The organism is Kitasatospora sp. NBC_00374, assembly GCF_041434935.1.
GTDB lineage: Bacteria > Actinomycetota > Actinomycetes > Streptomycetales > Streptomycetaceae > Kitasatospora.
Genome location: NZ_CP107964.1, coordinates 4,695,001 through 4,709,296, shown reverse-complemented (window position 1 = coordinate 4,709,296; position 14,296 = coordinate 4,695,001). Strand labels below are relative to the sequence as shown.

The following is a 14,296-nucleotide window of genomic DNA, read 5'->3' as shown; positions in this document are numbered from 1 at the left end:
AGCGTGGACACGGCAACACTGATCGCCGTCCTCGGCGTCGCGTTCTTCTTCACCTACACCAACGGCTTCCACGACTCCGCCAACGCGATCGCGACCTCGGTCTCCACCCGGGCGCTCACCCCCCGGGTCGCCCTGGCGATGGCCGCCGTGATGAACCTGGCCGGCGCCTTCCTCGGCAGCGGGGTGGCCAAGACGGTCTCCAGCGGGATCATCGAGACCCCGACCGGCCAGCAGGGCATGGCCATCCTGTTCGCGGCCCTGTTCGGCGCGATCGCCTGGAACCTGCTCACCTGGTACTTCGGCCTACCGTCCTCCTCCTCGCACGCGCTGTTCGGCGGCATGGTGGGCGCGGCGCTGGCCGGCGGCACCCAGGTGATCTGGTCCGGCGTGCTGGACAAGATCGTCATCCCGATGTTCGTCTCCCCGGTCGTCGGCCTGCTCTTCGGCTTCCTGGTCATGCTGGCGATCCTGTGGATCTTCCGGAAGGCCAACCCGCACAAGGCCAAGCGCAACTTCCGGGTCGCGCAGACCGCCTCGGCCGCCGCGATGGCGCTGGCCCACGGTCTGCAGGACGCCCAGAAGACGATGGGCATCGTGGTGATGGCCCTGACCATCTCGGGCCACCAGTCGACCAACGACATCCCGATCTGGGTCAAGATCTCCTGCGCGACCGCCCTGTCGCTCGGCACCTACGCCGGCGGCTGGCGGATCATGCGGACGCTCGGCCGGAAGATCATCGAGCTGGACCCGCCGCAGGGTTTCGCGGCCGAGGCCACCGCGTCGACGATCATGTACATCACGTCGTTCGTCTTCAAGGCGCCGATCTCCACCACCCACGTGATCACCTCGGCGATCATGGGCGTGGGCGCCACCAAGCGGATCCGCGCGGTGCGCTGGGGCGTGGCCAAGAACATCGTGCTGGGCTGGTTCATCACCATGCCGGCCGCGGCGATCGTGGCCGCGGTGATCTACTGGATCATCGACCTGGTCTTCGGCTGACCCACCCGGCCCGGCGTCCGGCCGGACGCCGACCGACAGACGGAAGGGCCCGCCCCCACATCACGGGGGCGGGCCCTTCTCGCACGCTCTGCGGTGGCACCGCCATGCAGCACCACAGAGCAGCTTCTGTCCGCGACAGCGGCCGGCGTGCCTAGCCGAAGCGGCCGGAGATGTAGTCCTCGGTGGCCTGGACCGACGGGTTGGAGAAGATCCGCTGGGTGTCGTCCAGCTCGATCAGCCGGCCCGGCTGGCCGACCGCGGCCAGGTTGAAGAAGGCGGTGCGGTCGCTGACGCGGGCCGCCTGCTGCATGTTGTGGGTCACGATGACGATCGTGTACTGGGCCTTCAGCTCGCCGATCAGGTCCTCGATGGCGAGGGTGGAGATCGGGTCGAGGGCCGAGCAGGGCTCGTCCATCAGCAGCACCTGCGGCTCGACCGCGATGGCGCGGGCGATGCACAGCCGCTGCTGCTGGCCGCCGGAGAGGCCGGCGCCGGGCTTGTTCAGCCGGTCCTTGACCTCGTTCCAGAGGTTGGCCCCCTTGAGGGACTTCTCCACCACGCCGTCCAGCACGGCCTTCTTCTTGACGCCCGCGAGCTTGAGGCCGGCCACCACGTTGTCGTAGATGGACATGGTCGGGAACGGGTTGGGGCGCTGGAAGACCATGCCGACCGAGCGCCGCACGGCGACCGGGTCGACGTTGGAACCGTAGAGGTTCTCGTCGTCGAGCATCACCTTGCCCTCGACCCGGGCGTTGGGAATGACCTCGTGCATCCGGTTGAGGGTGCGCAGGAAGGTCGACTTCCCGCAGCCGGACGGGCCGATGAAGGCCGTCACCGAGCGGGGCTCGACGGTCATCGAGATGTCCTCGATGGCCTTGGTGGTGCCGTAGTAGGCGGACAGTCCGCTGACGTCGATGCGCTTTGCCATGATCTCTCGTCTTCTCTCGTCTCGTACGTCAGTCGGTGTCAGTGCCCGGCCTTGGGCGAACGCCAGCGGGCGATGCCCCGTGCGACGAGGTTGAGCCCCATCACGAAGGCGATCAGCACCAGCGCCGCACCCCATGCGCGGTCATAGCCGAACTCGTTGTTGACCACGGTGTACTGCTGCCAGATGTAGAGCGGCAGAGACTGCTGCGGGTCGTGGAACGGGTCGTTGTTGATGACATCGCTGCCGAACACCAGCATCAGGACCGGCGCCGTCTCACCCGTGATGCGGGCGACGGCCAGCATCACACCGGTGGTGATACCGCCGATGGCGGTCGGGATGACGATCCGGACGATGGTCTTCCACTTCGGCACACCGAGGGCGTACGAGGCTTCGCGCAGCTCGTTCGGGACGAGCTTGAGCATCTCCTCGGCGGAGCGGACCACGACCGGGATCATCAGGATGGCGAGCGCGAGACTGCCGGAGAAGCCGGAGTAGCCCTGCTTGAACATCGACCAGAGCGAGAAGATGAACAGACCGGCGACGACCGACGGGACACCCGTCATGACGTCGACGAAGAACGTGACCGCCTGCGCCAGCCGACCCCGGCCGTACTCGACCAGGTAGACGGCGGTCAGCAGGCCGATCGGAGCGGCGATCAGGGTGGCCAGCAGCACCTGTTCCAGGGTGCCGATGATGGCGTGGTAGATACCGCCGTCGGCCGTGGTGGAGGCCACCACACCCTTCATCGAGTGGGTCAGGAAGTCGCCGTCGATGGCGTCCGCGCCCTGCTGGACGGTGTAGAAGGTCAGCGCACCGAGCGGGACGACGGCGAGGATGAACGCGACCCAGACCACCGAGGTGGCGAACCGGTCCTTGGCCTGTCGGCGGCCCTCGACCTTGGCCGAGAGCCCGTAGCTGATCACCAGGAACAGGGCGGCCGCGATCAGGCCCCACTGGATGTGGCTGGCGAGGCCGGCGCCCGCGCCGATCGCGCAGCCGAGCGCGATCGCGAGGACGGCCACCCCGATCGGCGCCCACTTCGGGAGCCGGGCGGCGGTCAGGTCGCGGCGCAGCAGCGGAGCCGGCGGCGTGGTGGTGGTGACACTCATGCGGCACTCCTCGCTGCGCTCGTCGGGGCGCAAGAGCGCCGTTCGCACCTGTCCATGGTTCGTTCGCTTCGCTCACTCACGCGTTGGCCCCCGAGTACTCCTTGCGGCGCGCGATGATCATCCGGGCGGCGCCGTTCACCAGCAGGGTGATCACGAACAGGACGAGGCCGGAGGCCATCAGGGCGTCACGCCCGAACGGCTGGGACTCGTTGAACTTGAGCGCGATGTTCTGCGCGAAGGTGCCGCCGCCCGGGTCGAGAAGGTGCAGCGAGAGGAGGCTGTTACTGGAGAGCACGATCGCGACGGCGATCGTCTCACCGAGCGCGCGGCCGAGGCCGAGCATCGAGGCCGAGATGATGCCGGGGCGGCCGAACGGCAGCACCGCGGTGCGGATCATCTCCCAGCGGGTGGCGCCGAGGGCGAGGGCCGCCTCCTCGTGCATCCGCGGGACCTGCCGGAAGACCTCGCGGGTGACCGCGGTGATGATCGGCAGAATCATGATCGCCAGCAGGATGCCGACCGTGAACAGGTTGCGGGCCGGGGCGCCGCCCTTGGTCTGGTCGAACACGTACGTCCAGGACAGGTACTGGTCCATCCAGCTGGTCAGACCGTCCATGTGCGGGACCAGGAAGAGCACGCCCCACAGGCCGTAGACGATGCTGGGGACCGCCGCGAGCAGGTCCACCAGGTAGGCGAACGGCTGGGCGATCCGGCGCGGCGCGTAGTGCGAGATGAACAGCGCGATGCCGACGGCGACGGGCACCGCGATCAGCATCGCGATCAGCGCGCTGACCAGGGTGCCGAAGGTCAGGACCGCGATGCCGAAGACCGGCTTGGTGCCGTCCGGGGTCCACTCGAAGGTGGTGAAGAAGTTGCCCTCGTTCTTCCCCAGGGCGAGCGCGGACCGGTAGGCCAGGAAGCCCGCGATGGCGGCCATGATGACCAGCAGCAGGATGCCCGACCCCCGGGAGAGGTTGAAGAAAACCTTGTCGCCGAGCCGGCTGTCGCGCCGGGTCGGGCGGGCCCTGCCTGCAGTGTCGGCAGGGGGCGATGAAGTCATGATCGTTTACTCCGGTCTGGCGGCGCTGCCCCGCGGGGGCGGCACCATGGCGGCGGTGCCCCGGACGTGTGTCGGTCGGTGGATCAGTACCCCGGTCACCCGGTGGGGCGGCCCCGCCCCCTCCATTGAGGGCCGCCCCACCGTGGTCCCGAGGATCAGGCCAGGGTCGGAATAACAGCCTGGACCTTGGAGGACAGTTCCTTCGGCAGCGGCACGTAACCGGCCTGGCCGATGGCCTGCTGACCGTTGTCGCTGATGGTGTAGGTCAGGAAGGACTTGAGCAGGTCGAGGCTCTCGGCCTTGTTGCCCTTGTCGCAGGCGATCTCGTAGGTGACCAGGACCAGCGGGTAGGCGCCCTCGTCCTTGGTCGCGTAGTCGAGGGTCAGGGCCAGGTCGCTGCCGGTGCCGGCGATCTTCGCCTTGGAGAAGGTGGTGGCGCCGTTGGCGGCGGTGGCCTCGACCGGCTTGCTGGCGCCGGTGTTGATGGCGGCGCTGGTCAGCTTGTTGGTCTGGGCGAAGGAGAGCTCGACGTAGCTGATCGAGTTCTTGACCTGCTTCACCTGGGCCGACACACCGGCGCTGCCGTTGGCCGACTGGCCGCCCTTGCCCGCCCAGGTCTTCGCCGCCGGGTAGGTCCAGGCGCCGCCCGAGGCCTTGGCCAGGTACTTGGTCAGGTTCTCGGTGGTGCCCGAGTCGTCCGAGCGGTGGATCGCCTGGATGTCGGCGGCCGGCAGGTTGACACCCGGGTTCAGGGCGGCGATCGCCGGGTCGTTCCACTTGGTGATCTGCGAGTCGAAGATCTTCGCGATGGTCGGGCCGTCCAGGACGAGCTTGTCGACGTTCTCGACGTTGAAGACGACCGAGATCAGGCCGCCGACCATCGGCAGGTTGACGCCCTGGCCACCGGTGCAGACCGCCTTGGAGGCGTCGACCTCGGCCGGCTTGAGGGCCGAGTCGGAGCCGGCGAAGGCCACCTTGCCCTGGTTGAACTGCTGGATGCCGGCGCCCGAGCCGACCGCGCCGTACGTCACGGTGGTGCCGGAGCAGGCGGCGCCGTACGCGGCCTTCCAGACGTCGACCGCGTTGCCCTGGGCGGTGGAACCCGCGCCGAGCAGCTGGCCGCCCTTGGCACAGGCGATCGCCGCGGCCGAGGCGGCCGAACCGGAGGAGCCGCCGGCGGCGGGCTTGGTGTTGTCGTCGGTACCGCACGCGGCGAGCGACAGCGAGCTGACGAGCGCCACGGCACCGATGGCGAGGGCCTTGGAGCGGCCGTTCCGCTGGAGCTTCACAGGGTGTCCCTTTCTGAGGCAGCACCTGCGCCGGGCCGGCCCCGAGGGGCTCCGCGACGCGGGTTCTGCTGTGGTCCGGGGCCTTGCTCGGCCCTCCGGTAGACCCGAAGTTAGGCCGGGCAGGTGACGCATCAGGCGGTCGCAAATGAACGGGGAGTGAACCTCGAACGGACGACAGGAAACTGCGGCCGGTAGTAACGGTTGCGTCACGAGCAGAGCGCAGCGAGATCACCAGGACCGGCCGGTCCTAGCCCGCGGCGGTCCACCCACGGGTCCGGAGGCGGTCCACCCACAGGTTTCAGACCTGGCGGACGTCCTTGCCGAGCACCGCCAGCAGGGCGTCCACCAGTTCCCGGTCCCGGACGTGGGTGAGCCGCGCCCGGGCCTTCCGCGGCGCCAGCCACTCCAACCGGTCCACCTCACGGTTGGGCGCGAACCCGCCCCCGGTCGGCACCGCCGCCCAGTACCGGACCTCCTTCGGCCGGCCGTTCACCCGGTAGTGCTGGGCGGGCAGCTCCTCCCCCAGCACGCAGTCGAGGCCGGTCTCCTCCCGCACCTCGCGCAGCACCGCCGCCCGCCAGCCCTCACCCGGCTCCAGCTTGCCCTTCGGCAGACTCCAGTCGTCGTACTTGGGCCGGTGGACCAGCGCGATCCGCGGCTTCTTCCGGCGCCGCCCGTCCTTCGCCACCGGGCCCGGCACCCACAGCACCGCACCGGCGGCGAGAATCGTCGAACGCTCGACCCGCCCCCGGCGCGCCCCCGCCCCACCACCGCCCGCACCCGTGCGGGATCCGTACGTACGGGCCGCGTCGCGCGCGGCGGTCAGGCGGTCGCCCATTCATGCCATCCGTGGTGCAGGGGGTACGCCCCCGGACTCCGGCCGGGGGGATCCCCACCCGGCCGCCAGGCCGAGGGACAGCGTCGGCCACTGGTGGCCGAAGGCGTATCGCGCCGCCTCCACCTCCAGTCGTTGATCAGCATGCACCACGCCGAGCACGTACGCGGTCGCCGGGGTGATCCTGGGCGTGCGCGCCGCCGTCGCGGCGGTCACCGCGGCGTCCGCGGCCTCCTGGTGCCGGTCCAGCACCGCGTCCAGCCCGTCCAGCTCCGGCACCGGCCGCCGGCAGACCTCCAACGCGTACCTGGCCCGCTTCACCAGGATCCGCACCCGGTGCCACGGCGCGTCGTCCGCGGCCAGCGCGGCCTCCGCGTCCAGCACCGGCCCCCGGGCCGCCGGCACCGTGGCCAGCCGGTGCAGACCGTCGCCGCCGTACGGAGTGGCGGCCCGGCTCAGCGGCAGCCGCTCCGCCCCCGCCACCAGCGCCGCCAACGCGCCCGCGGCCTGCCCGGGCAGCTCCGCCGCCGGCCGGGCGGCCGCCGGGGCCGCCAGCGGGACGTCACCCGCCAGCAGCGTCATCCGGTCGGCCAGCGCGTGCAGCCGCGCCGACCGCAACTCCTGCAGCACCGCGGTGTGCGCCCTGGTCCGCGCCAGGGTCAGCTGCCGCTCCAGCAGGGCCCGTGCCTTCGGCGTCCCGGCGTGCCCGGCGAGCATGCCGGGCCCCTCCCCGGCGGTCTCGCCGAGCGAGTCGACGGCCGCCAGCAGCCGGGCCGCCCGCCGCTGGTACGCCGGCTCCTGGCCCAGCAGGTTCAGCAGCCACCGCAGCTCGGTCCTGGCCTCCTCGGCCCAGCTCTGCTCGAACACCGTACCGAAGGTGTGCAGCACCCCGCCGACCCGCCGCACGGCCCGCAGCAGATCGTCCGCGGCCGCCGCCGACGCCGGCAGCGCGCCCGGTCTCGAACCCGCCTCCCCCACCGCCTGCGGCAGCGCGCGCAGGAACACCCCCGCCTGCGCGGTGAGATAGCCGGCAAGGACCTCCCCGACGGTCGCCGCGGAGGCCGCGGCTGCCGTGGTCGGCGCTTCGGTCATGGCACTGCTCTCCCCGATGTGGTCCCGGGCCCACGCCGTGGCGGCGGACCCGGGGCTGGTGTCCGGTGCTCCCGTGCTCCGACCGCAGCCGGTCAGCGCTGTCCGGTCAACGCGTGACCGCCGAGCTGCGGTGGCGGCGTCGCGAGTCGATCAACAGGCCCTGGATGTGCCGCAGAGCCTGGCCCTCGGCGTCCTGGGAGTGCCTGGTCCAGCTGCCGTCCGCCCCCAGGTGCCAGGACTCGGTCCCGTCCGACATCCCGAGGTCCAGCAGCCCGGACAGCTCCGCCCGGTGCGCCGGGTCGGCGACCCGCACCAGCGCCTCGATCCGGCGGTCCAGGTTGCGGTGCATCATGTCGGCGCTGCCGAACCACACCTCCGGGTCGCCCCCGTTGCCGAAGACGAAGACCCGGGAGTGTTCCAGGAACCGCCCGAGGATGCTGCGCACCCTGACGTTCTCGCTCAGTCCGGCCACCCCCGGCCGGATCGCGCAGATCCCGCGCACCAACACGTCCACCGGCACCCCGGCCTGCGAGGCCCGGTACAGCGCGTCGATCAGCTGCTCGTCGACGACGGAGTTGACCTTGATCTTGACGTACGCCGGGCGGCCCGCCCGGTGGTGGGCGATCTCGCCGTTGATCCGCGAGATCAGACCGTCCCGCAGCCCGCGCGGCGCCGTCAGCAGCCGCCGGTAGGACTCCCGGCGCGAGTAGCCGGACAGCCGGTTGAACAGGTCCGACAGGTCCGCCCCGACCTGCTGGTCGGCGGTCAGCAGACCCAGGTCCTCGTAGAGCCGCGCCGTCTTGGGGTGGTAGTTGCCGGTCCCCACGTGGGAGTACCGGCGCAGGGTGTCGCCCTCCTGCCGGACCACCAGCGACAGCTTGCAGTGCGTCTTCAGGCCGACAAGCCCGTAGACCACGTGGCAGCCGGCCTCCTCCAGCTTGCGGGCCCACTTGATGTTGGCCTGCTCGTCGAACCGGGCCTTGATCTCGACCAGGACCAGCACCTGCTTGCCGGACTCGGCGGCGTCGGTCAGCGCGTCCACGATCGGCGAGTCGCCGGAGGTCCGGTACAGCGTCTGCTTGATCGCCAGCACGTGCGGATCGGCTGCGGCCTGCTCCAGGAACGCCTGCACGGAGGTGGAGAAGCTGTCGTACGGGTGGTGCAGCAGCACGTCCCGCTCACGCATCGCGGCGAAGATGTCCGGCTGCGAGGCCGACTCGACGTCGGTCAGGCCGCGCGCGGTGCCGGCCACGAACTTCGGGTACTTCAGCTCCGGACGGTCCAGGTCCGCGATCCCGAACAGCCCGGTGAGGTCGAGCGGACCGGGCAGCGGGAACACCTCGGCCTCGGTGATGTTCAGCTCGCGGATCAGCAGGTCCAGGATGTAGGGGTCGATCGACTCCTCGACCTCCAGGCGCACCGGCGGCCCGAACCGGCGCCGCATCAGCTCCTTCTCCAGCGCCTTGAGGATGTTCTCGGTGTCGTCCTCCTCCACCTCCAGGTCCTCGTTGCGAGTGACCCGGAAGGCGTGGTGGGCGAGCACCTCCATCCCCGGGAAGAGCTCCTCCAGGTGCGCCCCCATCACGTCCTCCAGCGGCACGTACCGCTGCGGCGAGGCCTCCAGGAAACGCGGCAGCGACTGCGGCACCTTCACCCGGGCGAAGTGCTTGTGACCGGAGACCGGGTTGCGGACCACCACGGCGAGATTGAGGCTCAGTCCCGATATGTACGGGAACGGGTGCGCCGGGTCGACCGCCAGCGGCGTCAGGACCGGGAAGATCTGCTGCCGGAACAGCGCGTGCAGCCGGGACTGGTCCTTGTCCACCAGCTCCGACCAGCGGACCAGCTCGATCCCCTCGGCCGCCAGGTCCGGCAGCACCTCCTGCTGGAAGGTCGCCGCGTGACGCGCCATCAGCTCGCGCGAGCGGCGCCAGATCAGGTCGAGCACCTCGCGCGGCTGCAGCCCGGACGCGGACTTCTGCGCGACACCGGTCGCGATCCGGCGCTTGAGGCCGGCGACCCGGACCATGAAGAACTCGTCCAGGTTCGACCCGAAGATCGCCAGGAACTTGGCCCGCTCCAGCAGCGGGATGGTCGGGTCCTCGGCCAGCTCCAGCACCCGCTCGTTGAACGCCAGCCAGCTGCGCTCGCGGTCCAGGAAACGGCCCTGCGGCAGCTCGTCCAGCCCGTGGTCGGCGCCGGCCGCCGTCTGCGGCCCCTCCTCGGCACCGAGGCCGAGCGTCAGGGCGCTCGCCAGCGCCGGGGCGGGCACCACCGCGCCGACCGTCCTCGCCGCGGCGGTCGGCTTGGGCGTCACCGTCCGCTTGGCGGGCGTCGCGGCGGCCCGCTTGGCCGTGCTGCGCTTGGCCGCCGCCGCGCGCTTGACCGGCGTGGCCTTCTTCGCGGCGCCGCGCTTGGCCGCCCGGGCCGGAGCCGCGGTGCCCTCGTCCCGGTCCTGGCCGACGGGCGTGGCCGCCGAGCCGTCGGATGCCGCAGATGCAGGTCCCTCGGCCGTACCGGAGCCCGGGATGCCGGGCGCCGACGGAATCGAGGTGGAGACAGGCCGAGGGATGCTCATGGTTTCCAGCTCCTCCTGCAGGGCGAAGTCGCGGTGGTACGAAGCGCCGGTGGCGCCCACCCGGCCCTCGTCCCGCTGCACCGGCGTCCACCCACCGTGGGCGGCCGGCGGATTACCGGCCGGTCGGTGGGCGGTACGTGGACGAGGCACTTCGGGCTTCATCCTGTGATCTTCGCGGTGTCAATTGAATCCACGGTAAACACCGCATGGCCGGGAGGAAAGCTGAGTCGGTCACCCCTGTGGCTGCACCCGGGAGTGCGGCCCGGCTCCGACGGCGGCCGCCTGGACGCGGTACATCAGGTCCACCTCGTGGACGGCGAACCCCAACCGCTCATATACCCGCACAGCGGCCGGATTGTCAGCGTCCACATAAAGAAGTACCGCCGGCACGTTACGCTCCAGCAGCAGGTACCGCAGGCCGGCGGCCGTCAGCGCCCGGCCGAGACCGCTGCCCTGCTCGCCCGGGGCCACGCCGACCACGTACACCTCGCCGAGGCCGTCCGGGTGCACCTTCGTCCAGTGGAAGCCCACCGGTTCGCCGTCCCTGGTCGCCAGGAAGAAGCCGGCCGCGTCGAACCACGGCTCGGCCAGCCGGTCCGCGAGGTCGTCCGCGGTCCAGCCGCCCTGCTCGGGGTGGTGGGCGAAGGCCAGGGCGTTCAGCCGGAGCCAGGCCTCGTCGTCCTCGCCCGGACGGAAGGTGCTGAGCCCGATCCCCGCAGGCAGCGGCACCTCCTCGGGCACGTCCCCGATCCTGCGCATCTGCCGCAGCTCACGTACCAGCTCCGCCCCGTAGACCTCGGCCAGCCGGCCCGCGGCGGGGTGACCGCCGTGCGCCCAGAAGTCCACGGAGGTGCCGGGCCCGGCCGCGGCCAGCACCTGGTCGACCAGGCGGTGGCCCAGTCCTCTGCCCCGGAGGGCCGGCAGTACCGCGAGCTCGGCGGCCGCGGCGGCCGGGCCGGTGCTCTCCAGCTGGGCGTACCCGCCGGGCGCGTCGGCGTACGTCTGCACCAGATGGCGCACCCCGGGGCGCGGACTGTCCGCCTTGATCCTCAGCCGGCCGGCCTCCGAGACGGCTTCCCGCCCGTCCGCCCGGGCGGCCGCGGTCAGCACGGCCCGAGCCACGTCGAGCTGTTCCGGGGTGAGTGAGTCCGTCGCCAGAATCCGGCCCTGGTCGTCGGCGCGCGAGAGGTGCTCAGCGGTCTCCATGCCAGCGACCTTACGCCGCATCAGCTGCCGTCCACCCGGCGGCCGGGGCGAACCACGGCGGTCCGGTCGGGCCTCGTCCTGCCTGGGCTCGGCCGGTCCGGTCCGGGAACGCGAAAAGCCCCTCCCGGGTGACCCGGGAGGGGCTTCTCTGAAAGATTGTTCGGCGGCGTCCTACTCTCCCACAGGGTCCCCCCTGCAGTACCATCGGCGCTTTGAGGCTTAGCTTCCGGGTTCGGAATGTAACCGGGCGTTTCCCTCACGCTATGACCACCGAAACACTATGAAACTGTCAACCGCACCACACCCGTGACCAAACGGTGTGGGGTCGTTGTTTCAGAACAACACAGTGGACGCGAGCAACTGAGGACAAGCCCTCGGCCTATTAGTACCGGTCAACTCCACCCCTCACAGGGCTTCCATATCCGGCCTATCAACCCAGTCGTCTACTGGGAGCCTTACCCTCTCAAGGAGGTGGGAGTGCTCATCTCGAAGCAGGCTTCCCGCTTAGATGCTTTCAGCGGTTATCCCTCCCGAACGTAGCCAACCAGCCATGCCCTTGGCAGGACAACTGGCACACCAGAGGTTCGTCCGTCCCGGTCCTCTCGTACTAGGGACAGCCCTTCTCAACACTCCTACGCGCACAGCGGATAGGGACCGAACTGTCTCACGACGTTCTAAACCCAGCTCGCGTACCGCTTTAATGGGCGAACAGCCCAACCCTTGGGACCTACTCCAGCCCCAGGATGCGACGAGCCGACATCGAGGTGCCAAACCATCCCGTCGATATGGACTCTTGGGGAAGATCAGCCTGTTATCCCCGGGGTACCTTTTATCCGTTGAGCGACGGCGCTTCCACAAGCCACCGCCGGATCACTAGTCCCGACTTTCGTCCCTGCTCGACCCGTCAGTCTCACAGTCAAGCTCCCTTGTGCACTTACACTCAACACCTGATTGCCAACCAGGCTGAGGGAACCTTTGGGCGCCTCCGTTACTCTTTAGGAGGCAACCGCCCCAGTTAAACTACCCACCAGACACTGTCCCTGATCCGGATCACGGACCCAGGTTAGACATCCAGCACGACCAGAGTGGTATTTCAACGACGACTCCACCCAAACTGGCGTTTGGGTTTCAAAGTCTCCCACCTATCCTACACAAGCCGAACCGAACACCAATATCAAGCTATAGTAAAGGTCCCGGGGTCTTTCCGTCCTGCTGCGCGAAACGAGCATCTTTACTCGTAATGCAATTTCACCGGGCCTATGGTTGAGACAGTCGAGAAGTCGTTACGCCATTCGTGCAGGTCGGAACTTACCCGACAAGGAATTTCGCTACCTTAGGATGGTTATAGTTACCACCGCCGTTTACTGGCGCTTAAGTTCTCAGCTTCGCCACACCGAAATGTGACTAACCGGTCCCCTTAACGTTCCAGCACCGGGCAGGCGTCAGTCCGTATACATCGCCTTACGGCTTCGCACGGACCTGTGTTTTTAGTAAACAGTCGCTTCTCGCTGGTCTCTGCGGCCACCCCCAGCTCGGAGTGCAAGACTCGTCACCAGGAATGGCCCCCTTCTCCCGAAGTTACGGGGGCATTTTGCCGAGTTCCTTAACCATAGTTCACCCGAACGCCTCGGTATTCTCTACCTGACCACCTGAGTCGGTTTGGGGTACGGGCCGCCATGAAACTCGCTAGAGGCTTTTCTCGACAGCATAGGATCATCCACTTCACCACAATCGGCTCGGCATCAGGTCTCAGCCTCAATGAGTGACGGATTTGCCTATCACTCGGCCTACACCCTTACCCCGGGACAACCACCGCCCGGGCTGGACTACCTTCCTGCGTCACCCCATCGCTCACCTACTACCCTGTTGGGTCACCGGCTCCACCACGTCCCTTTGTCCGAAGACTCCGGGCCGGCTTCACGGGCTTAGCATCAAGAGGTTCGACGTTGGCGCTTCAAAGCGGGTACGGGAATATCAACCCGTTGTCCATCGACTACGCCTGTCGGCCTCGCCTTAGGTCCCGACTTACCCTGGGCAGATCAGCTTGACCCAGGAACCCTTGGTCAATCGGCGCAAGAGTTTCTCACTCTTGTATCGCTACTCATGCCTGCATTCTCACTCGTGTACCGTCCACAACTGGATTCCTCCGCTGCTTCACCCGGCACACGACGCTCCCCTACCCATCCACACAGCCGTTGGGCCTATATATGTGAATGACACGACTTCGGTGGTGTACTTGAGCCCCGCTACATTGTCGGCGCGGAATCACTTGACCAGTGAGCTATTACGCACTCTTTCAAGGGTGGCTGCTTCTAAGCCAACCTCCTGGTTGTCTCTGCGACTCCACATCCTTTCCCACTTAGCACACGCTTAGGGACCTTAGTCGGTGTTCTGGGCTGTTTCCCTCTCGACCATGGAGCTTATCCCCCACAGTCTCACTGCCGTGCTCTCACTTACCGGCATTCGGAGTTTGGCTAAGGTCAGTAACCCGGTGAGGCCCATCGCCTATCCAGTGCTCTACCTCCGGCAAGAAACACACGACGCTGCACCTAAATGCATTTCGGGGAGAACCAGCTATCACGGAGTTTGATTGGCCTTTCACCCCTAACCACAGGTCATCCCCCAGGTTTTCAACCCTGGTGGGTTCGGTCCTCCACACGGTCTTACCCGCGCTTCAACCTGCCCATGGCTAGATCACTCCGCTTCGGGTCTTGGGCATGCAACTCAACCGCCCTATTCGGACTCGCTTTCGCTACGGCTACCCCACACGGGTTAACCTCGCTACACACCGCAAACTCGCAGGCTCATTCTTCAAAAGGCACGCAGTCACGAGACACACAGCAAGCTGCGCATCCGACGCTCCCACGGCTTGTAGGCACACGGTTTCAGGTACTATTTCACTCCGCTCCCGCGGTACTTTTCACCATTCCCTCACGGTACTATCCGCTATCGGTCACTAGGGAATATTTAGGCTTAGCGGGTGGTCCCGCCAGATTCACACGGAATTTCTCGGGCTCCGTGCTACTTGGGAGAAGCTCAAGTGAGCCGTACAAGTTTCGTCTACGGGGGTCTTACCCTCTACGCCGGACCTTTCGCATGTCCTTCGACTACCCATACGGTTTCTGACTCACCCAGCCGCCGGCAGACGACTGAAGAACTTTCCCACGACCCCGAAGTGGCAACCCCTGCCGGGTCTCACA

9 protein-coding genes and 2 rRNA genes (1 of these 11 cut by a window edge) are annotated in these 14,296 nt (G+C 68.1%); 1 reads left to right on the top strand and 10 read right to left on the bottom strand.

All coding sequences use genetic code 11. From position 1 onward, the window contains the following. The first annotated feature begins 3 nt into the window (after nt 1–3). Nucleotides 4–999 (top strand): anion permease, encoded by a 996-nt coding sequence (locus OG871_RS21205; RefSeq protein WP_371498540.1) that lies wholly within the window; start codon nt 4–6, stop codon nt 997–999. Nucleotides 1,000–1,150: 151 nt separating this feature from the next. Here the strand turns inward: OG871_RS21205 and pstB are convergent, their stop codons facing one another. The 10 genes from pstB to OG871_RS21155 all read right to left on the bottom strand — a co-directional run. After that, the gene (pstB, locus tag OG871_RS21200) at nt 1,151–1,927 is read right to left on the bottom strand and encodes a phosphate ABC transporter ATP-binding protein PstB (protein WP_371498539.1); all 777 of its coding nucleotides are present in this window, start codon (nt 1,925–1,927) and stop codon (nt 1,151–1,153) included. A gap of 38 nt (nt 1,928–1,965) precedes the next feature. Further along, nucleotides 1,966–3,036 carry a phosphate ABC transporter permease PstA gene (gene pstA, locus OG871_RS21195; RefSeq protein WP_371498538.1) on the bottom strand — a complete coding sequence of 357 codons (1,071 nt, stop codon included), beginning with the start codon at nt 3,034–3,036 and terminating at the stop codon, nt 1,966–1,968. Between the two features lie 76 nt (nt 3,037–3,112). Beyond that, a complete protein-coding gene (pstC, locus tag OG871_RS21190; RefSeq protein ID WP_371498537.1) occupies nt 3,113–4,096 on the bottom strand; it encodes a phosphate ABC transporter permease subunit PstC in 984 nt (327 codons plus the stop codon). 155 nt (nt 4,097–4,251) lie between these two features. Further along, nucleotides 4,252–5,385 (bottom strand): phosphate ABC transporter substrate-binding protein PstS, encoded by a 1,134-nt coding sequence (gene pstS, locus OG871_RS21185; protein WP_371498536.1) that lies wholly within the window; start codon nt 5,383–5,385, stop codon nt 4,252–4,254. 298 nt (nt 5,386–5,683) lie between these two features. Then, a complete protein-coding gene (locus OG871_RS21180) occupies nt 5,684–6,223 on the bottom strand; it encodes an NUDIX hydrolase (RefSeq protein WP_371498535.1) in 540 nt (179 codons plus the stop codon). Further along, a complete protein-coding gene (locus OG871_RS21175) occupies nt 6,224–7,312 on the bottom strand; it encodes a CHAD domain-containing protein (RefSeq protein ID WP_371498534.1) in 1,089 nt (362 codons plus the stop codon). Between the two features lie 106 nt (nt 7,313–7,418). Further along, on the bottom strand, nt 7,419–9,890 hold the full coding sequence (locus OG871_RS21170; protein ID WP_371498533.1) for an RNA degradosome polyphosphate kinase: 2,472 nt from the start codon (nt 9,888–9,890) through the stop codon (nt 7,419–7,421). 231 nt (nt 9,891–10,121) lie between these two features. Continuing rightward, a complete protein-coding gene (mshD, locus tag OG871_RS21165) occupies nt 10,122–11,096 on the bottom strand; it encodes a mycothiol synthase (RefSeq protein WP_371498532.1) in 975 nt (324 codons plus the stop codon). Between the two features lie 158 nt (nt 11,097–11,254). Next, a 5S ribosomal RNA gene (gene rrf, locus OG871_RS21160) occupies nt 11,255–11,371 on the bottom strand. Nucleotides 11,372–11,458: 87 nt separating this feature from the next. Next, a 23S ribosomal RNA gene (locus tag OG871_RS21155) occupies nt 11,459–14,296 on the bottom strand; it runs 284 nt beyond the window's last position.